A 17,778-nucleotide genomic window follows, 5' to 3' on the forward strand; every position below is an offset into this window, starting at 1 on the left:
AGCGCCCTGACGCGCTCACCCCATCTGGCCCAAGGAGCTTTCCCGCATGCCGGACGCCACCAGATCCCGTCTCTGGAATACCACCATACTGCTGCCGGTATTCATCCCGGCCTTCTTCTTCATACTGCTGCTGGTCATAGGTACCGCCAGCCAGCCGGAACTGGCCGGCGAGCTGTTCACCTCAGTGCTGAGCTACATCACCAATACCTTCGGCTGGTTCTACATGCTGTCGGTGGCGATTTTCCTGATCTTCATCGTCATCGTGGCCATGAGCAAGTGGGGTCACATCAAACTCGGGCCGGACCATGCCGAGCCGCAGTACAGCTTCCCGTCCTGGTTCGCCATGCTGTTCTCCGCCGGTTACGGCATCGCCCTGCTGTTCTTCGGTGTCGCCGAGCCGGTGCTGCACTATGCCGACCCACCGGAAGGCGCCCAGGGGCTGACGGTGGATGCGGCCAAGCAGGCGATGCAGATCGCCTTCTTCCACTGGGGTTTCCATATCTGGGCGATCTACGGCCTGACCGGCCTGGTGCTGGCCTACTTCTCCTTCCGCCATGGCTTGCCGCTATCGATTCGCTCGGCACTCTATCCACTGATCGGCGACCGTATCTATGGACCGATCGGGCATGCCGTGGACATCTTCGCCATCCTTGGCACCATGTTCGGCATCGCCACCACTCTCGGCCTGTCGGTGGCACAGATGAACGCCGGCTTGAACTACCTGTGGCCGTCGATTCCGCTGAGCACCGGGGTACAGATCACCTGCATCGCGGTCATCACCTTCCTGACCATGGGCTCGGTGGTGGCCGGCATGGACAAGGGCATCAAGAACCTGGCGATACTGAACATGATCATCGCCACCGCGTTGATGCTATTCGTATTCCTCGCAGGGCCGACGATCTTCATCCTGGAAACCTTTCTGCAAAATACCGGCAGCTATCTGAACAACATCGTCGAGCGCACCTTCAACCTGCAGGCCTATTCGCGCAGTGACTGGATTGGCAACTGGACGCTGTTCATCTTCGGCTGGACCATCGCCTGGGCACCCTTCGTCGGCCTGTTCATCGCCAAGATCAGCCGCGGGCGGACCATCCGCCAGTTCGTCTTCGGGGTGATGCTGGTACCAACCCTGTTCACCTTCTTCTGGTTCTCGGTGTTCGGTGACACCGCACTGCACATGATCATCGAGCAGGGCTATAGCGAGCTGATCGACCAGGTGAAGAGCGACAACGCCATCGCCCTGTTCAAGCTGCTGGAGCAGTTGCCGCTGACCAGCCTGCTATCGTTCCTGACAGTACTGCTGATCGCCCTGTTCTTCGTCACCTCGGCCGACTCGGGGGCGCTGGTGGTCGACTCGCTGGCCTCGGGCGGCGCCCTGCTCACCCCGGCCTGGCAGCGTGGCGGCTGGGCCATTCTCAGCGGTGTGCTGGCCTCGGTGCTGCTGATCGCCGGCGGGCTCAAGGCGCTGCAGAGCATGGCCGTCGCCAGCGCCCTGCCCTTCGCCATCATCATGCTGTTGTCAGCGCTGGGCATGTGGCGAGCGCTGATCATCGAAAGCCATCACCAGCAGGTCAGCCTGCAGGCGAACCGTGGCAGCAGCGGCCAGGGCGGCTCACCCTGGAAGAAGCGCCTGGCCGGCATCGTCAACTATCCGCAGAAGGATGAGGTGGAGCAGTTCATCAAGGGCCCGGCGCTGACCGCCATGATCCGCGTGGCCAAGGGGCTGCAGGCGCAGTCCTGGCCGGCCGAGGTGCATTACGATGAGGAGCACCGCCGCGCCTATCTGGAAGTGGTGGTACCGGAGCAGTTGGATTTTCTCTACGAGATCCGCCTGCGCGATTACCTGCGCCCGGCCTTCGCCCATCCGGAAACCGGGGAAACCGCCGACGAGGACAGCTTTTACTACCGCGCAGAGGTATTCCTGCGCCGGGGCGGGCAGGCCTATGATGTATATGGTTATGACGGCCAGGAGATCATCAGTGACATTCTCGACCACTTCGAGAAGTACCTGCACTTCCTGCATCTGTCACCGGGCGTGCTGCCGTGGAACATGGCCGAGCATGACGAAATGCTGAATACACCGAAGGAAGAGTAAGCGCTACGCGGGCCGTCGGCGTGGCGGCCCGCGCAGTTGCAGCCGGCTACTGCTGCAGGATGCGGATGACTTCCTGATCCTTGAAGATGCGCGACAGCGCATCGCTCATGACCTCGGTCACCAGCCGGGTGTTGGTCGCCTGGTTCGGCGCATAGCCGAAGCGGTGCTGCGCCGAGGCACTGTAGCGGCCGTTATAACGCTGGTTCATCGAGCGCACCTCGGCGGCGAATACCGCGGAGATGTCGGCCTGGGTGACATACACGCCTTCCTTGGGCGAAACGTAGGACAGCTCCGCCAGGCTCACCACCAGGTTGTTGGCATTGGGCGTACCTTCCGGCACCACCTGGAAGCCCAGCTTGCCGAGCGCCTGCTCCACCTGCTGGCGCAGGTGCGGTACGGTCTGGGCGCTGAGGGTCAGGTTACTCGAATCGGGATAGATACCGCCACGGGTGCCAAGGACTGGTGATGAGCGGCTGTCCTGCACCGTCACCACCACCGGCTGCTGGCGTGCAACCTGGCTCAAGGGCACGGTCACGCTGGGTGTCACGTTGAGTTGCTGCGGGCTGTGGGCACAGCCGCCCAGCACCAGTGTCAATCCCGCTACCGCCAGCCAACCCAGATGTTTCAACATGCTTGCACTCCTTTCAGCGATGACAGAGTTACAGAATGACAGATGGTCAGGCCTGGGCCGGACTCGCTCCCGCCGCTTCCAGCGCCGCCACGTAGTCTTCGGCCTGGGCGTGATCGACAATGCTCTGCAGGAAGGTCCTGCCCTCGGCATCCACCGCGTTCACATCATGGCCTGCAGCCTGGAACATTTCCAGGAAGCGGGCAAAGTCGTGCGCCCGCAGACCGCGGTAGGCGCGCGTCAACATGTAATGATCGACGGACTCGTCAGCCTCACGCGGACGAAAGCTCATGAACACGGCAACCTGCTCATCGGTCATGGGCTCGCCAACCACCTTCTTCTTGTCTTTGCGCACGAATAACCCCTCATCTGAATACGGAAAGGCCAGATTGTAACCATCCGGCCACGCCGCCACCAGCCTGGCCTCACGGAACGCTGATCGGCCCGGCGTGGATATCTGCCCATACCGTGCCGTTGCCATGGAAGCGTGCCTGGACAAAATGCGGGCCGGGACTCTCGAGCAGGCCGGTGACCGCCGGCAGGTAGCTCAGCGGGTAGTACAGGGTCAATGTCTGCGCCTGCTGGTCATGCCGGGCCGGCGGCAGGCTGGCCGCGCCGTCGATGAAGCCGATGCGCACACTGCGCAGCGCTCCACCCCGCAGCAGCGAGCGCCCTTCGACGAACAGCCACAGGCTGCTTTCCTGGCTGCGACCAGTGCTGCCCTGACGCGATTCGTTGGCCACGGTCATGCGATAGCTGTCGATCTGCAGCAACAGCTGCTCGGGACGATCCTGGCGTGCCGCGTAGCGATCCGGCGGCATGAATTCCTCATGCGGCAGGTCCAGCGGGGCGGCGACCACTACACCTGCCAGCGCAGCGAGGAGTATGCTTGTCAGTGCCTTGGCAGTAATTTTCATGGGGCAGACTTCCCGAGCAGACGCAAAGATCTGTTGTGGCAGCCATGCCCGGCGTTGTCAACACAGGAAATACTATGAACTCCTCCTTTCGTGTGCCACTGTTCGCCGCCTTGCGCGACAGCTTTCGGCAGGGCTATTCCCTGAGCAGTCTGCGCAGCGATGTACTCGCCGGCATCACCGTCGGCATCATCGCCATTCCGCTGGCCATGGCACTGGCCATCGCCGTCGGCGTGGCACCACAGCACGGTCTGTACACCGGCATCGTCGGCGGCCTGATCATCGCCATCTGTGGCGGCTCGCGCTTCAACATCTCCGGCCCCACCGCCGCCTTCGTGGTGATCCTGCTACCGATCACCCAGCAGTACGGCCTGGGCGGGTTGCTGCTGGTCACGCTGATGGCCGGGCTGATCCTGCTGGCACTGGGACTGGGGCGCATGGGCAACCTGATCCAGTTCGTCCCCTACCCGGTGGTGATGGGCTTTACCGCCGGCATCGGCATCGTCATCGCCACCCTGCAGATCAAGGACTTCTTCGGCTTGCAGAATATCGGCCAGCACAGCAACTACATCGAGCAGTTGCAAGCGCTGGCCGGCGCCCTGCCGTCGATCAGCGCGGGCGATACGCTGGTCGGTATCGCCACCCTGGCAACGCTGATTCTCTGGCCGCGCCTGACCCGGCGCGTGCCCGGACACCTGGTGGCGCTGCTGGCCGGCAGCCTGCTCGGGCTGCTTCTGATAACGCTGCAGATGCCGGTAGCGACCCTTGGCGCGCGCTTCAGCTACGAGGTGGACGGGGTGCTGCATGCTGGCATCCCGCCGTTCGCACCGCAGTGGGTGTTGCCATGGCGCCTCCCCGGTGCCGACGGCCAGCCCTTGCTGGTCAACTTCGAGCTGCTGCGCCAGCTGCTGCCTTCAGCCATGGCGGTGGCCATGCTCGGCGCCATCGAGTCGCTACTCTGTGCGCTGGTCGCCGACGGCATGGCCAATACCCGGCATGACCCCAACGCCGAGCTGCTCGGCCAGGGGCTCGGCAACCTGATCGTCCCCTTCTTCGGCGGCATCACCGCCACCGCGGCGATCGCCCGTACCGCCACCAGCGTGCGCAGCGGCGCCCGTTCTCCGATCGCCGCGGTGGTCCATGCGCTGGTCATGCTGCTGGCGGTGGTGTTGCTGGCCCGGCTGTTCGCCTGGCTGCCGATGGCCTCGCTGGCGGCGATGCTGCTGATGGTCGCCTGGAACATGAGCGAGGCCCCCAGGGTGGTGCATCTGCTGCGGGTCGGGCCGCGCCAGGATGTGCTGGTGCTGCTGATCTGCCTGCTGTTGACGGTGTTGTTCGATATGGTGCTGGCGGTAGGGGTGGGTCTGCTGCTGGCCTCGGCCCTGTTCATCCGGCGCATGGCCGAGCTGAGTGGTGGCAGTGCCCAGCCACGCCAGCATGACCAAGCGCTGGCCGATCTGCCGGACAGCGTTGCCCTGTACCGCATTCAGGGCCCGCTGTTCTTCGCCGCCGCCGACAAGGCGCTGGAAGCCATCAGTCGGTTCGACAACGAGGTGCGCCACATGGTGATCGACATGCGCGCCGTTCCGAGCATGGACATGAGCGCCCTGGTGCTGTTCGACAAGGCGCTGAGCGAACTCGCCCAGCGGGGCATCGCGGTATACCTGCTGGGCGTCAAGGCGCAGATCCGGCTCAAGCTCAAGCGTGCCGGGATCGGCGCCAGCCGCGATATGCGCATCTTCGTCGCCACGCCTGAGCTGGCGGCGAAGATGATCAGAACCCGGCTGGCGGAAACGGCAGGGGGATGAAGCCTGCGCTTCAGTGATCCTTCAGCGCGTAGATGCCGGCAGCGTTGCGCCAGTAGCCCTTGTAGTCGAGGCCGTAGCCGAACACGTAGCGGTCGACCACGTCGAGCCCGGTGAAATCGGCACGCATGCCGGGATAGGCCTTGCGCTCATGGGTCTTGTCCAGCAGTACCGCGGTCAGCACCTGCTCGGCGCCGGCATCACGGCAGTATTCGACGATCGCCGCCAGGGTATGACCCTCGTCGAGGATATCGTCGATGATCAGCACCGTACGCCCGACCAGTGAATGCTCGGCACGGGCCTTCCAGAACAGCTCACTGCCGGACAGCTTGTTGCGATAGCGGGTCGCATGCAGATAGCCCACTTCCATCGGGAAGGCGAGCCGGGTCAGCAACTGCCCGGCGATGATCAGGCCGCCATTCATCACGCTGTAGACGATCGGGTTGCTGTCCTGCATGACCTGGGTAATGTCCGCGGCCATCCGGTCCATGGCCGCCTCGACCTGCTGCTGCGTATACAGGCAATCCGCCTCGTTCATGACCTGCCTGACGTGCTCGAGATCAAGGGACATGCATAGCCTCCGGGGGCATCGGAAAAGCGAGGCAAAATACTGTACCTGCCGCGGCCATGCAAGCGATGTGGCGAATCACCGCGGATAACCGGATGACCGGCATTGGACATTCGTTTAGGCTATTGCCGAACCTGACTCGCCACGGAATCCCACCCATGAATATCCAGGAAATCCGCCATCCGCTGATCCGCCACAAACTCGGCCTGATGCGTCGCAACGATATCAGCACGAAGAACTTCCGCGAACTGGCGCAGGAGGTTGCCGCCCTGCTGACCTACGAAGCGACCAAGGACATGCCGGTTGAAAACCACACCATCGACGGCTGGTGCGGCGATGTCAGCGTCGAACGGCTGGCCGGCAAGAAGATCACCGTGGTGCCCATACTGCGCGCCGGCCTCGGCATGCTCGATGGCGTACTGAGCCTGATCCCCAGCGCCAAGGTCAGCGTGATCGGCATGGTGCGCAACGAACAGACCCTGGAAGCCGACACCTACCTGGAAAAGCTGGTCAGCGAGTTGCATCAGCGCCGCGCCCTGATCATCGACCCGATGCTGGCCACCGGCAGCTCGATGATCGGCACCATCGACATGCTCAAGCGCGCAGGTGCCCACGAGATCCGTGCGCTGGTGCTGGTGGCCGCGCCGGAGGGCATCCGCCGGGTGAACGCCGCCCATCCGGATGTGGAAATATTCACCGCCTCGGTGGATGACGGCTTGAATGAACATGGCTACATCATGCCCGGGCTGGGCGATGCCGGTGACAAGATCTTCGGCACCCGACAGAAGGACGTCGATTGATGCAGGACATGAGCACCACCGGCTGGCGCAGCGTACTGGCCGGCTCGCAGATATTGTTCGTGGCCTTTGGCGCGCTGGTATTGATGCCGCTGATCACTGGCATGCACCCCAGCGTAGCGCTGTTCACCGCTGGCCTGGGCACTCTGATATTCCACTTCGTGACCCAGCGCCAGGTACCGGTCTTTCTCGCTTCCAGCTTTGCCTTCATCGCGCCCATCCTGTACAGCAATCAGACCTGGGGGCTCCCAGCCACCCTTGGTGGACTGGTGGCTGCGGGCCTGGTGTATCTGCTGCTGAGCCTGGCGGTGCATCTACGCGGGCCGGGCTTCATCCATCGTCTGTTGCCGCCGGTAGTGGTCGGCCCGGTGATCATGGTGATCGGTCTGGGGCTGGCTTCCACCGCGGTGAACATGGCCTCCGGCAAGTCCGGTGACGGCAGTGTGCAATTGGTGGACTATTCCACCGCACTGACCATCTCCCTGGTCTCGCTTATCACCACCCTGCTGGTCGCCGTCTATGCCCGCGGCCTGTTCCGCCTGGTGCCGATCATGGCCGGCGTGCTGGTCGGCTATACGCTGGCCTGGGTGCTGGGCGTGGTGGATTTCACTAACGTCGACAATGCCGGCTGGCTGGCCGTACCGGACTTCACCCTTCCCGAGTTCCACCTGGCCGCCATCCTGTTCATGATCCCGGTTGCCATCGCCCCGGCCATCGAGCATATCGGCGACGTGATGGCGATCGGCGCGGTAACCGGTAAGGACTATATACGCAAGCCCGGCCTGCAGCGCACGCTGATGGGCGATGGCCTGGGCACCTCTGCCGCGGCTTTCTTCGGCGGACCGCCAAGCACCACCTATTCCGAAGTGACCGGTGCCGTGATGCTGACCCGCAATTTCAATCCGCTGGTGATGATCTGGGCTGCCGTCTTCGCTATCGGACTGGCGTTCATCGAGAAGTTCGGTGCCATCCTGCTGGGTATTCCGGTACCGGTGATGGGTGGCATCCTATGCCTGCTGTTCGGTTCGATCGCGGTGGTCGGTATCAACACCCTGATCCGCCACCAGGTCGACCTGTCCGAAGCGCGCAACCTGTGTATTGTCTCGGTCACCCTGGTGTTCGGCATCGGCGGCATGGCTATCGGCAACCAGGCGATCACCTTGCAGGGCATCAGCCTGTGCGGCATCGTAGCCATTCTGCTTAACCTGATACTACCAGGCACCAGACCGGACCCGGCGGCCCCCACAGCCGACTGAACATCAGCGCCGCCAGCATTTCGACTCGGCTGGCGTTCGCTGATTGACCTGATTCAGGGTGTAGCTGGCACAGGCATCCCCGGCCATGATGCCGCCGGGCACAGCCGTTGCCGTCAGCGTGAAACTCTCGGCCGCCAGGCTCGGCACTATGCTGAATATCGCCGCACCCGTGGCCGGGCTCTGGCTGGCCAGGCCGCTGACCGTGCCGCTGTCATAGGCACCGTGGCGGCTGTAATGTCGCTCCAGCAGCTGGGCATTTTCCAGCAGCAGCGCGCTCACCTCGGCACGCCGGGTCTGGCGCACATGTTCCAGGTAGGACGGATAGGCAATCGCCGCCAGAATGCCGATCACCACCACCACGATCATCAGCTCGATCAAGGTGAAACCCCGCCGCCCTTCCCTCGACATGCATACCCTCCTCATTGCAGTTGCCGCCACATGATGCGGTTGAACTGGCAGTGTGGCTGCCCGGCAACCACCGCGACATCACTGGAGCCCTGCACCAGGTAGATCTCGTCGTTGCAGCCACTCTGCGCCTCAGGGTCATCACGATCCATGACGCTGAGGTCGCCGGGCAGTCCGATATCCAGCTCCAATCCAGCCGCCGGCAGGTCGTCATCATCGATGCGCCGATCGCCATTGGTGTCCAGCACCTGCTTGACCGGCATGCCACCGCGAGTCAACGACACCGCCATCAACCAGCCGCCGGCCTGGGTCAGGCAGGGGTCATCGACATCGGTCCTGATGAAACCGGTGGTGAACAACACCCGGGCGTTCTTGATCACGAAGTCCCGGGTGACCCGCTCGCCCTGGGCCTGGCCATTGTGAATCAGCGGCAGGTACCAACCAAACCGGCTAGTCCAATCCACCGCATTTGAGGTCACCGTACGCACCGCCTGGCCAGTGCCGGGGTCAGTAGTGACCGAATCGATGCGTTGCTCCTGCAACGCGGCGGGAGTCAACCCGGCCGCTGGCAGCGTCGGTACATCCAGAACCGCGTAGAACGCCTGGGTACTGGTATCGATCAGGTCCGCTGCCTCCATGAACTTGCCGGTGCCGAACAGAACCAGCTCGAGGCCGTCGTGCATGCCCGCATGCAACTGTGGCGGCAGGGTGATCGGCTGAGCAGCGGCGGCGGTGAACAACGGCATGCCCGCATGTGCCACAGCCCAACGGGCCGCTTCCGGCTCGTGCAGCTCGAACTTCCACAACTGGCCATGCAGGTCCCCGGCGAACGCCGCCTTCACCTGGCCAGCGGCGTCGAACTGCAACACCGGTGCAGACAGACCATTGCCCTGCAGCTCCCCCGGCCGGGCAGTGACATCCAGTTGCCGGAGCAGCGCGCCACTGTGCAGATCGAAGATCAACAGGGCTGCGCCACCAGCAGCGCTGCCATAGCCATTACCCGTGATCAGCACCGGAGCGCCATGCAGCCGGGTTATCACCGGCCGCCCGTAGATATGGCCGATCATGCTGCTCTGGCTGGCATTGACCTCCCACAGCGCACCGCGTGCCGCCTCACCACGCAGCGCATCGAACAGGCGCAGCACGAACAGGCCCTTGCCGCCAGCGCCCAGGCCACCCGCCGCCAAGGTACTCCACTGGCCGTTCAGCGGCGCATCGGCTACCGCCAGGCGCGCATCGACACCCGAGCGATGGTGATTGCCATTGCCGTGATCGGTACGCGCCCGCACCCCGAGTCCGGTATGCAGCGCCGCCGGCAGATAGGAATACAGGTGCCCACCGGCGGTATCGAACAGCCGCACGAAACCATCATTGGCACCGACCAGCAGCGCTTCCGCCATGCCACTGCGTCTTTGCTGCAAATACCTGCCATAGTCGGCGTCACCGCCGGCCAGCACCTGATGCCCTGCTCCGACCAGCACCGGCGCGGAGTTGATGATATTACCCAACAGCCGGCTGCGGCGGCGCAGCTCGCCGTCCCGGCTGCCACGGGTCCAGTCGAGCAACCGCTGCGCCGCGTTGCTGCCAGTCAGGCCGGCCACCGCCGCCTCGGCGTCCAGCAGTGCACGCTGTTCGGCAGCCAGCAGCGTCCAGCTGTTGCCGGCCAGGGGGACGGCACCGGCAGACGTGCTGCCCTCGGCGTTACGCCAGGTCTGGAAACTGCCCACCGGAGTACCTGGCACGAAGGTCTGGTCGGTGCTCCACAGCAGGGTGTCGGGCTCACCCTCGGCGTTCATCTGGTAGGCATGCAGGCTGCCGCTCCAGTCAGTCGGGTCGAAACGGGTCTGGTAATAGCGACTGATCCCGGCACTGAGCTGCTGGCTGTCACTGACCGCGCCGCCGCCGGAACCGGCCGCGGCACTGATTTCCTGCAGCGCGCTGCCCAGCGCCTGCTGCAGTTGCTGCCGGTCGCTGGCGGTGAAATAGCGTCCATTGCCCGCGCTTGCCGCCTGCCTGAGGCGCACATCATCCAGGGCGAAGCCAACGGTATAGGTTTGCAGGTTCTGCAAGGGGAAGCGCGGATCATTCCAGCTCTGCCCGGCCTGGTCGGTGCCGCTGCGACGCAGGTCGGTTTCATAGGCGAAGCGGGCGATATCGTCCAGGTAGAAGGTTCCCCCTTCGCTGCTGTCCTGTGCACCGGGAGCCACATCGGCGCCGTCGCCATCCCAGTCGGGCAGGTTGAAGCTGCCGGGCAGCCGCGGATTGTTGCCGTCCGGCTCCTGTACCAGCGTGCTCGGAAACTGACTGTCATGGGTCGGCAAGCCGTCGGTCACCACCAGACCGAAGTTCTTCTGGCAGCGATACTGGATCGGACTGTCGAAGAGTTCGCGCTGCGGCTCGGCCAGGGTCTGCGGGTAGAACGCACGCATGCCGCGCAGATAGCGGGTGATCTCATAGTAGGATTCAGCCAGCGGCGTCCAGGTGAGACTGCCTCTGGTGCTCGGGTTCAGTCCGTCCAGTGCTCGGTTGAGCGCATCGAAACGGGCAATGCCATCGGCGCTGTGGATATCGACGCTGCCCGCCTCGACCAGCAACTGTCCCCCCGGCCCGCTGTCATTGGGCAGCGACTGGCGGAAGCTGAACAGGCCGAAACGCACGCCACGATTGGCTGCGATCACGTCCTTGGTAACGTCCCGGGCAATGTCCAGGCGCGTCTCGTTGCCAATGGCGTTCAGCACCATGCTGGAGGAGTTGTCGAACAGCACCAGCACGTTGGGCGGTACCGCCGAGGCGGTCAGTATCGGCCCGCTCAAGGGAGCGAAGGCCTGCGCCGGCACGGCCGCGAACAGCCCCAGCGCCAGCCCCGCCATGGCCGCCGGCCAGCGGCGCATATCACATCCGTGTGAAAGCATAGACAGTCTCCAGAACCGTACGGGTGGAACCCTTGTGGCTGACCACCGAGATCCGGTACAGGGTGCTCGGCGCCCCGGCTGCCAGATTGGTCGGCATGACGCTGTCACCCAGCCGCACGATCCGATACCAGGCGTGCATGTCGTTGCCGGTGACCGCCGCCGGCAGTGCGCTCCAATCGGCAGCGGGAGCGCTCAGGTGATCGGTATCCAGGGCGGCGCCGGGCAACTCGCAGGCGCTCTGGACACAGAGCGTCTGCGGCAGCATCAGCTGGTTGCCGCGGACCAGCTGTTCGACGTAGCGCAGGCCGCTTTCCGCCGCCTGGAGACTGTCATTCTTGAGCCTGGCGTTATGCGCCATGCGTTCCTGCCCGGTGGAGATACCGATGCCCGCGGTCGCGGTAAGGGTCAGCAGCAGCAACAGAATCAAGCTGATGATCAACGCGCTGCCAGTCTGTCGCATTGCTGGAAGTAAAAGCATGATTCGCTCCTGTTTCATTCAGTCCAGCCGGTTGCGCAGGGCGGTGACCAGGGTGTACTGCTGGGCGCGCACCTGGCCGTCATCGCTACTGGCCGGGTTGTCACTCAGACTCAGGGCAATGCGTACACTACGGATACGCGCGCTATCCTCGGCCGCCACCGCTGTCAGGTAATTGCCGACCACCTGCCGCTGCGCGATATCGGCCGCCAGGCCGAAGCCGACGTCAAAGGCTGCCACGTTGTCGATCAGCACCTCGAAGTTGCCAGTGCCGTTGATGCGGGTCTGCAGCGTATGCTGCGCCAGGCGGTATTCGATCTGACGTACCGGAATCAGCAGATCACCGGGACTCGCCATCAGACTCTCGGTACCGCTGGCGATACGCAGCTCGTTCAGGCAGTTGCTCGCCAGCAGCCATTGCGCACCATAATCGGAGGCCCTGTGGTTGCCGCTGAGCGCGGTGCTGGCATGTACTGGCACCGCGCTGATCACCCTCAGCACACCATCGATCGAACTGACTGGCTGGGCAAATGCCTGCGGCAGCTGGCTGCGCGTGGTGGCCGGCAGGCGGCCCAGATCCAGACAACCGAACATGCCGGCCTGGCGCAGATCACGGCTGATACGCGTCAACACGAAGCGGGCATTCTCCTGCAACGCGGCGGTGTGCTGCTGGACCACGAAACTCTGCTTGCCGGCGATGAAGATCTGCGCCACCGCCAGCACCAGTATCAGCCCCAGGGCCATGGCGACCAGCAGCTCGACCAGACCAAAGCCCTGCTGCCCACCTGGTCGCCGATGGCTGTTCACAGGTCACCGCGGATCAGTGAGGAGATGACCACTTCGGTATCGCCAGCACCCGCCTCGATACGCTGTTCCGACCAGCCCACGGTGACAGTCGCTCGGCTGCCGCTAACCGCCACGCTGCCGTAGCCAGACGGCAGCAGGCAACTGACCGCCCGGGCGAAATCCTCACGATCGGTGGCCAGGATCGACGAACTCTGCGTTGCAGCGGCACAGGCGGTATTGACTGTGATGGCGTAGCTGGACAGCTCGCCGGGATTGGCGCGCATGCGATCGAGCATGTCGTAGGCGAGGAAGCTGGCCTGGGTCTGATAGGCGGCGCTGGCATTGAAGCGCAGCGCCTTGGTCTGCAACTCGACGGCACCGAGCACACCCACTGCCACCACCAACAGCGCCACCAGCACTTCCAGCAGACTCACACCGCACTGTCGTCCAGCGGTGCCGGACAGCGGCAGACAGGCCAGCCGTTGCTGGCGTGCAGATCGTTTCGGTCGCATGACAGGCTCCCATTAGCAGACAAGTTGCTCAGGGAATGCCTGCTCCTGGCGTGCGGCCGGAAACGTAGCGAGGTCTCAGGGGTGCAACATCACCCAAATGGGTGATGTTGGCGGATTTGTGAAATCCGTCATACCCGTTATGTCGATCAGCCTACACAATGCGCCGGCTGGCACGCTGCGGCTGGTCCAACAGATTCTCCGCCAACTGCGCGACGATGCGCTGGCGCGCCTCCCGACTACCCCAGGCACTGTGCGGCGTCACCACCAGGTTCGGCAACTGCGCATCGAGCAGCGGGTTGCCCGCCACCGGCGGTTCGGTGGTCAATACATCGAAGCCGGCACCGCCGAGGTGCCCGCTGCGCAGGCTGTCGACCACCGCCTGCTCCTCCACCAACCCGCCGCGGCCGGTATTGATCAACAGGCTGCCCGGCTTCATCGCCGCCAATTGCGCGGCGCCGATCATACCGCGGGTACTGTCGGTCAGCGGGCAGTGCAGGCTGAGGATGTCCACCTGCGGCAGCAGTTCGTCCAGCGCCGGACGCTCGGGATGCTCACGCCCCGGCAGCGAACCGGCCAGCACCCGCATGCCGAAGGCACTGGCCAGGCGCCCCACCTGCTGGCCCAGCTCGCCGTAACCGAGAATACCCAGGGTGCGCCCTGACAGTTCGCCGATCGGGTAGTCCAGCAGGCAGAACTGGCTGCTGCGCTGCCAGGCACCGCCGCGTACCGCGTCGCGATAGGACTCGAAACGGGTGATCAGGACCAGCATCAACATCAGCGTGTGCTGGGCCACCGACGGCGTGCCGTAGGCCTGGCAGTTGTAGACGCCGATGCCGCGACGCCGGGCTGCCTCCAGATCGACATTGTTGGTGCCGGTGGCGGCAATCAGGATCAGCTGCAGCTGCGGGCAGGCCTGCATGACCTGCTCGTCGATCACCACCTTGTTGCTGATCACCACCTGATGCTCGCCGATACGCTGCGCCACCTGCTCCGCCGCGGTGACCGGATACAGGGTCAACTGCGAGGTGCTGTCATGCAGCGCCCGCATGTCGAGATCGCCCAGATCCAGCGAGGCCTGATCGAGAAATACCGCCGATAGCTTTTTCATTGTGCAACCTGTGTCTGCCATGGGAAGGGAGTTAGAATGGCCGTTTTCCAAGCCGGAGCAGTCCATTGTATCTGAACGAATTTCTTCTGGTGGCGCTGGTGCACCTGCTGGCGGTGATCAGTCCCGGGCCGGATTTTGCCGTGGTGATCCGCAACAGCGTCAGCGCAGGTCGCCAGGCCGGGCTGGTCACAGCCCTGGGGGTAGGCAGCGGGATATTCCTGCATGTGGCCTATTCGCTGCTGGGCATCGGCATCATCGTCTCGCAGTCGGTATGGCTGTTCAACCTGCTGAAGCTGCTGGCCGGGGCCTATCTGCTGTATATCGGCATCAAGGCGTTGCGTGCCAAGCCGCAGGCGGTGACGGATATCACCCTACCCGCTCTCAGCCTGGCACCACGCAAGGCCTTTGGCGTCGGCTTCATCACCAATGGCCTGAACCCCAAGGCGACATTGTTCTTTCTGTCGGTGTTCACCCTGGTGATCAGCCCGCAGACACCGATCCTGGTGCAGGCCGGCTATGGCCTGTACCTGGCAGTGGCCACCACCCTGTGGTTCTGCCTGGTCGCCCTGCTGTTCAGCCAGCCGGCGGTACGCCGTGGCTTCGCCCGCCTGGGCCACTGGTTCGACCGGCTGATGGGCGCCGTGCTGGTCGGGCTGGGGCTGCACCTGGCACTGTCGGAGTGGTTCAGACGCAGCTGAGCCCGGCTCAGGCGCTGGCCGGCTCGCTGCGCGCCCAGTTGGCCAGCACGTCCATCCACTGCGGGTGGTCGTTCAGACAGGGCACCAGCACCAGTTCCTCACCACCGGCGCTGATGAACTGCTCGCGCCCGCGGTCACCAATCTCCTCCAGCGTCTCGATGCAGTCGGCGGTGAAAGCCGGGCACATCACCAGCAGGCGCTTGACGCCGCGGGCAGCCAGCTCGTCCAGTTGCACCTCGGTATAGGGTTCGATCCACTTGGCACGCCCCAATCGCGACTGGAACGACATGCTCCACTGCTGTGGAGCCAGGCCAAGGCGCTCGGCGACGCTCTGGCTGACCGCCCGACACTGGGCTCGGTAGCAGGTGGGATGGGATGGCGAATGACGCGCGCTGCAGTCTTCCAGGCTCACGCAGTAGTCACCGGTGGGATCGGCCTTGCGCAGGTGACGTTCGGGCAGGCCATGGTAACTGAACAGCAGATGGTCGAAGCCGCCTTCGAGATGCGGCAGCGCGCTGCTCGTCAGCGCCTCCAGGTAGTCGGGGCGGCCATGGAAGGCCGGCAGCACGGTCAGGCGCACCTGCAGACGGTGCTGCTCGATGACCCGCTGCGCTTCGCGCACCGCCGTGGTAATGGTGCTGTCGGCGAACTGCGGGTACTGATGCATCAGCAATATCTCACTGACGCCCTGCTGCATCAGCGCCAGGATACCCTGCTCGATGGAGGGTTCGCCGTAACGCATGGCCAGCTCGACTGGCATGTCCACCCGGCTGCGCAGCTGGTCGCGCACCCGCTTGCTGATGACCACCAGCGGTGAGCCCTCTTCCCACCAGATGGACGCGTAGGCATGCGCGGACTCGCGTGGGCGACGCAGCAGGATCAGGCTGACCAGTATTCGGCGCGGCAGCCAGGGCAGATCCACCACGCAGGGGTCCATCAGGAACTGGTTCAGATAGCGACGCACATCCGCGACCTCGGTACTGGCAGGTGACCCCAGGTTGACCAGCAGAACTCCACGCTCAGACATCAGGCTCTCTCCGTTGCATCGTTGTTACCTTGGGCAGACTGCCAAGATGGCAATTGTACCCTGTGTGCCTTGCCTGCGGTGCGTTGCCACCGCAGGCAGATAGAGGATAACCAGCCTGGCGGGGGTGACCAATCAATCCTTTCAATACACCTCTTGCAGAGCATCCGCGATTCGGTGATGCTGACGGCTCGCAATAGCCTGGCATCGAAGTACAGCAAGGTCGACGGACATGCACAACAAAGATCAGAAGGTTGCCATCATAGGCGCCGGGCTGGCAGGTCTCAGCGCGGCCACCAGCCTGGCCGAGGCCGGACTGCAGGTTACCCTGTTCGAGCAGGACAACCTGGGAGGACGGCTCGGAGGCAGTGGCGCCGCCGATATGGGAGCGCAGTATTTCACCGTGCGCCACCCCGCCTTCCGCCAGGCGACCCGGGACTGGCAGCAGCGTGGCTGGGTCGCCGAATGGTCGCCTCGGCTGTATCACTACGACCACGCCCATGGTCTGCGCCCCTCGACCGATGATATCCAGCGCCTGGTCGGAATACCGGACATGGCCATGCTGGCAGCGCACCTGCTCGGCACCAGCCCGATATGCAACACGCAGATCCGCCAGATCCAGCGCAGCGCCGATGAACAGTGGTTGCTGCAGGCCGACGACGGCAGCGTCCCTGGCCCCTTCGCCGGGCTGATCCTGGCCACCGCACCCGCAGCTGCAGCGACGCTGTTGCAGGACGCCGCGCCGCACCTGCAGCAGGATGTGGCACGGGTGCGCATGCGCCCCTGCTGGAGCCTGGCGCTACGCTTTGCCAGGCCGCTGGATACCGCACTGGATGCCTGCTTCGTGCGCGACGGGCCGCTCGACTGGCTGGCTCGTAACAACAGCAAGCCGCAACGGGCAGCCGACGAACGCTGGGTAGTGCAGTCCACCGCCAGCTGGGCCGAGGAGCAGCAGCACGCCAGCCCGCAGCAGGTGGTCACCACCCTGCAGCAGGCGATGGGCGAGGTGCTGGGCATGCCCCTGCCGCAGGCCGAACAGGTCGAGCTGCATTACTGGCCGCAGGCGCGCCCCGCCGAAGAGTTGAAATGGGGTGCTCTGGCCGCGCCGAAGCTGGGCCTGTATGTGTGTGGCGACTGGTGTCTGGGCGGCCGCATCGAGAATGCCTGGCTCAGCGGCCGGCAGGCGGCCAGGGCATTGCTGGACAAGTAGGACGGGAAAGTGTGCATTGACGGGCTTCCCTGCCCGTGCCCGGGGCGGGCTCAGAAGCCCAGGCGGTAGTACAGGGCGGCCATGTTGATGCCGTCATTCGGCTTCTTGATGCCGGCGTTGGAGTAATGGTAGGCACGGATACCCACCTCCGAGCCGCCGGCAAACATCAGGCCGGCTCCCAGCCGATCCTCGAACTGGAATTTGCTGCCCAGATCCTGGTCATCCAGATCGGTTTCAGTGAAGTAGGAGGCACCGATCCCCCCCTCGACAAAGGGCGTCACGCCACCGTCACTGGCGCCGAAGCTGAGGCGGAACATCGGGGTCAGCGTCAGGCTGGTAGCATCCAGCCCGCTCCAGCGGGTCACCCCGGCGTCCCAGTAGCCATTGAGCTGCACACCACCGGATTGGCTCTGCCACAGGGTGCGACCGAACTCGAACTGCGCACCGATGCGGTAGGTGGTGGTGTTCTCGGATGATTCACCAATCTGGAAGGTGATCCCGTCCAGCGCCTGGGCAGCAGGAATGCTGAGCAGCGTTGACAGCGCGCAAGATAAGGCCAGGGCAGTTTTCTTCATCTCGTTTTTT

Annotated in this window: 18 protein-coding genes; 6 read left to right on the forward strand and 12 right to left on the reverse strand. The window is 64.2% G+C overall.

The window, feature by feature from the left end; genetic code table 11:
* Positions 1-46: 46 nt before the first annotated feature.
* Positions 47-2,095, forward strand: coding sequence for a BCCT family transporter (locus H6X51_RS16455; RefSeq protein ID WP_185268557.1), 2,049 nt, complete (start codon positions 47-49; stop codon positions 2,093-2,095).
* Between the two features lie 46 nt (positions 2,096-2,141).
* Here the strand turns inward: H6X51_RS16455 and H6X51_RS16460 are convergent, their stop codons facing one another.
* The 3 genes from H6X51_RS16460 to H6X51_RS16470 all read right to left on the reverse strand — a co-directional run bounded on the left by H6X51_RS16460 (position 2,142) and on the right by H6X51_RS16470 (position 3,640).
* On the reverse strand, positions 2,142-2,726 hold the full coding sequence (locus tag H6X51_RS16460) for a YajG family lipoprotein (protein ID WP_185268558.1): 585 nt from the start codon (positions 2,724-2,726) through the stop codon (positions 2,142-2,144).
* Between the two features lie 46 nt (positions 2,727-2,772).
* Complete coding sequence (locus tag H6X51_RS20265; protein WP_221627391.1) at positions 2,773-3,078, reverse strand: PA4642 family protein; 306 nt, start codon at positions 3,076-3,078, stop codon at positions 2,773-2,775.
* A gap of 70 nt (positions 3,079-3,148) precedes the next feature.
* Complete coding sequence (locus H6X51_RS16470; protein ID WP_185268560.1) at positions 3,149-3,640, reverse strand: hypothetical protein; 492 nt, start codon at positions 3,638-3,640, stop codon at positions 3,149-3,151.
* Between the two features lie 74 nt (positions 3,641-3,714).
* Here H6X51_RS16470 and dauA point away from each other — a divergent pair, with 74 nt between their 5' ends.
* Positions 3,715-5,445 (forward strand): C4-dicarboxylic acid transporter DauA, encoded by a 1,731-nt coding sequence (gene dauA, locus H6X51_RS16475; protein ID WP_185268561.1) that lies wholly within the window; start codon positions 3,715-3,717, stop codon positions 5,443-5,445.
* 10 nt (positions 5,446-5,455) lie between these two features.
* On the opposite strand, the gene H6X51_RS16480 is transcribed toward dauA, so the two are convergent.
* Positions 5,456-6,013, reverse strand: coding sequence for a hypoxanthine-guanine phosphoribosyltransferase (locus H6X51_RS16480; RefSeq protein ID WP_185268562.1), 558 nt, complete (start codon positions 6,011-6,013; stop codon positions 5,456-5,458).
* A 155-nt stretch (positions 6,014-6,168) separates the two neighbouring features.
* On the opposite strand from H6X51_RS16480, the gene upp reads away from it, so the two are divergent.
* Both upp and H6X51_RS16490 read left to right on the forward strand, forming a co-directional pair.
* Positions 6,169-6,810 (forward strand): uracil phosphoribosyltransferase, encoded by a 642-nt coding sequence (gene upp, locus H6X51_RS16485; RefSeq protein ID WP_185268563.1) that lies wholly within the window; start codon positions 6,169-6,171, stop codon positions 6,808-6,810.
* Entirely contained in the window at positions 6,810-8,063 is a 1,254-nt protein-coding gene (locus H6X51_RS16490) for a uracil-xanthine permease family protein (RefSeq protein WP_185268564.1), read from the forward strand. The genes upp and H6X51_RS16490 overlap by 1 nt, the downstream gene beginning before the upstream one ends.
* A gap of 3 nt (positions 8,064-8,066) precedes the next feature.
* Here H6X51_RS16490 and H6X51_RS16495 read toward each other — a convergent pair whose 3' ends face one another.
* The 6 genes from H6X51_RS16495 to H6X51_RS16520 form a co-directional block, all read right to left on the reverse strand.
* Positions 8,067-8,471, reverse strand: coding sequence for a type IV pilin protein (locus tag H6X51_RS16495; protein ID WP_185268565.1), 405 nt, complete (start codon positions 8,469-8,471; stop codon positions 8,067-8,069).
* 11 nt (positions 8,472-8,482) lie between these two features.
* On the reverse strand, positions 8,483-11,359 hold the full coding sequence (locus H6X51_RS16500; protein ID WP_185268566.1) for a PilC/PilY family type IV pilus protein: 2,877 nt from the start codon (positions 11,357-11,359) through the stop codon (positions 8,483-8,485).
* A gap of 1 nt (position 11,360) precedes the next feature.
* On the reverse strand, positions 11,361-11,858 hold the full coding sequence (locus tag H6X51_RS16505; protein ID WP_185268567.1) for a PilX N-terminal domain-containing pilus assembly protein: 498 nt from the start codon (positions 11,856-11,858) through the stop codon (positions 11,361-11,363).
* An 18-nt stretch (positions 11,859-11,876) separates the two neighbouring features.
* On the reverse strand, positions 11,877-12,662 hold the full coding sequence (locus H6X51_RS16510; protein ID WP_185268568.1) for a prepilin-type N-terminal cleavage/methylation domain-containing protein: 786 nt from the start codon (positions 12,660-12,662) through the stop codon (positions 11,877-11,879).
* Entirely contained in the window at positions 12,659-13,153 is a 495-nt protein-coding gene (gene pilV, locus H6X51_RS16515; RefSeq protein WP_185268569.1) for a type IV pilus modification protein PilV, read from the reverse strand. The genes H6X51_RS16510 and pilV overlap by 4 nt, the downstream gene beginning before the upstream one ends.
* A 151-nt stretch (positions 13,154-13,304) precedes the next feature.
* Positions 13,305-14,261: a 2-hydroxyacid dehydrogenase gene (locus H6X51_RS16520; RefSeq protein ID WP_185268570.1), complete on the reverse strand. Its 957-nt coding sequence runs from the start codon at positions 14,259-14,261 to the stop codon at positions 13,305-13,307.
* A 65-nt stretch (positions 14,262-14,326) separates the two neighbouring features.
* Between H6X51_RS16520 and H6X51_RS16525 the strand changes: the two genes are divergently transcribed.
* On the forward strand, positions 14,327-14,959 hold the full coding sequence (locus tag H6X51_RS16525) for a LysE family transporter (RefSeq protein ID WP_185268571.1): 633 nt from the start codon (positions 14,327-14,329) through the stop codon (positions 14,957-14,959).
* A 7-nt stretch (positions 14,960-14,966) separates the two neighbouring features.
* Here the strand turns inward: H6X51_RS16525 and hemH are convergent, their stop codons facing one another.
* Entirely contained in the window at positions 14,967-15,986 is a 1,020-nt protein-coding gene (gene hemH / locus H6X51_RS16530; protein WP_185268572.1) for a ferrochelatase, read from the reverse strand.
* Positions 15,987-16,215: 229 nt separating this feature from the next.
* Between hemH and H6X51_RS16535 the strand changes: the two genes are divergently transcribed.
* The gene (locus tag H6X51_RS16535) at positions 16,216-17,193 is read left to right on the forward strand and encodes an NAD(P)/FAD-dependent oxidoreductase (protein ID WP_185268573.1); all 978 of its coding nucleotides are present in this window, start codon (positions 16,216-16,218) and stop codon (positions 17,191-17,193) included.
* 50 nt (positions 17,194-17,243) lie between these two features.
* On the opposite strand, the gene H6X51_RS16540 is transcribed toward H6X51_RS16535, so the two are convergent.
* The gene (locus tag H6X51_RS16540) at positions 17,244-17,768 is read right to left on the reverse strand and encodes an acyloxyacyl hydrolase (protein WP_185268574.1); all 525 of its coding nucleotides are present in this window, start codon (positions 17,766-17,768) and stop codon (positions 17,244-17,246) included.
* Positions 17,769-17,778: the final 10 nt, after the last annotated feature.

The sequence above is a fragment of the Halopseudomonas xiamenensis genome (assembly GCF_014219065.1).
Lineage (GTDB): Bacteria > Pseudomonadota > Gammaproteobacteria > Pseudomonadales > Pseudomonadaceae > Halopseudomonas > Halopseudomonas xiamenensis.

Coding starts and splice junctions, on each gene's coding strand:
- H6X51_RS16500 (WP_185268566.1), bottom strand. CDS start 11,359: ATGCGCCGCTGGCCGGCGGCCATGGCGGGGCTGGCGCTGGGGCTGTTC.
- upp (WP_185268563.1), top strand. CDS start 6,169: ATGAATATCCAGGAAATCCGCCATCCGCTGATCCGCCACAAACTCGGC.
- H6X51_RS16455 (WP_185268557.1), top strand. CDS start 47: ATGCCGGACGCCACCAGATCCCGTCTCTGGAATACCACCATACTGCTG.
- H6X51_RS16535 (WP_185268573.1), top strand. CDS start 16,216: ATGCACAACAAAGATCAGAAGGTTGCCATCATAGGCGCCGGGCTGGCA.
- H6X51_RS16540 (WP_185268574.1), bottom strand. CDS start 17,768: ATGAAGAAAACTGCCCTGGCCTTATCTTGCGCGCTGTCAACGCTGCTC.
- H6X51_RS16505 (WP_185268567.1), bottom strand. CDS start 11,858: ATGCTTTTACTTCCAGCAATGCGACAGACTGGCAGCGCGTTGATCATC.
- H6X51_RS16460 (WP_185268558.1), bottom strand. CDS start 2,726: ATGTTGAAACATCTGGGTTGGCTGGCGGTAGCGGGATTGACACTGGTG.
- H6X51_RS16470 (WP_185268560.1), bottom strand. CDS start 3,640: ATGAAAATTACTGCCAAGGCACTGACAAGCATACTCCTCGCTGCGCTG.
- pilV (WP_185268569.1), bottom strand. CDS start 13,153: ATGCGACCGAAACGATCTGCACGCCAGCAACGGCTGGCCTGTCTGCCG.
- H6X51_RS16520 (WP_185268570.1), bottom strand. CDS start 14,261: ATGAAAAAGCTATCGGCGGTATTTCTCGATCAGGCCTCGCTGGATCTG.
- H6X51_RS16495 (WP_185268565.1), bottom strand. CDS start 8,471: ATGTCGAGGGAAGGGCGGCGGGGTTTCACCTTGATCGAGCTGATGATC.
- dauA (WP_185268561.1), top strand. CDS start 3,715: ATGAACTCCTCCTTTCGTGTGCCACTGTTCGCCGCCTTGCGCGACAGC.
- H6X51_RS16490 (WP_185268564.1), top strand. CDS start 6,810: ATGCAGGACATGAGCACCACCGGCTGGCGCAGCGTACTGGCCGGCTCG.
- H6X51_RS16480 (WP_185268562.1), bottom strand. CDS start 6,013: ATGTCCCTTGATCTCGAGCACGTCAGGCAGGTCATGAACGAGGCGGAT.
- hemH (WP_185268572.1), bottom strand. CDS start 15,986: ATGTCTGAGCGTGGAGTTCTGCTGGTCAACCTGGGGTCACCTGCCAGT.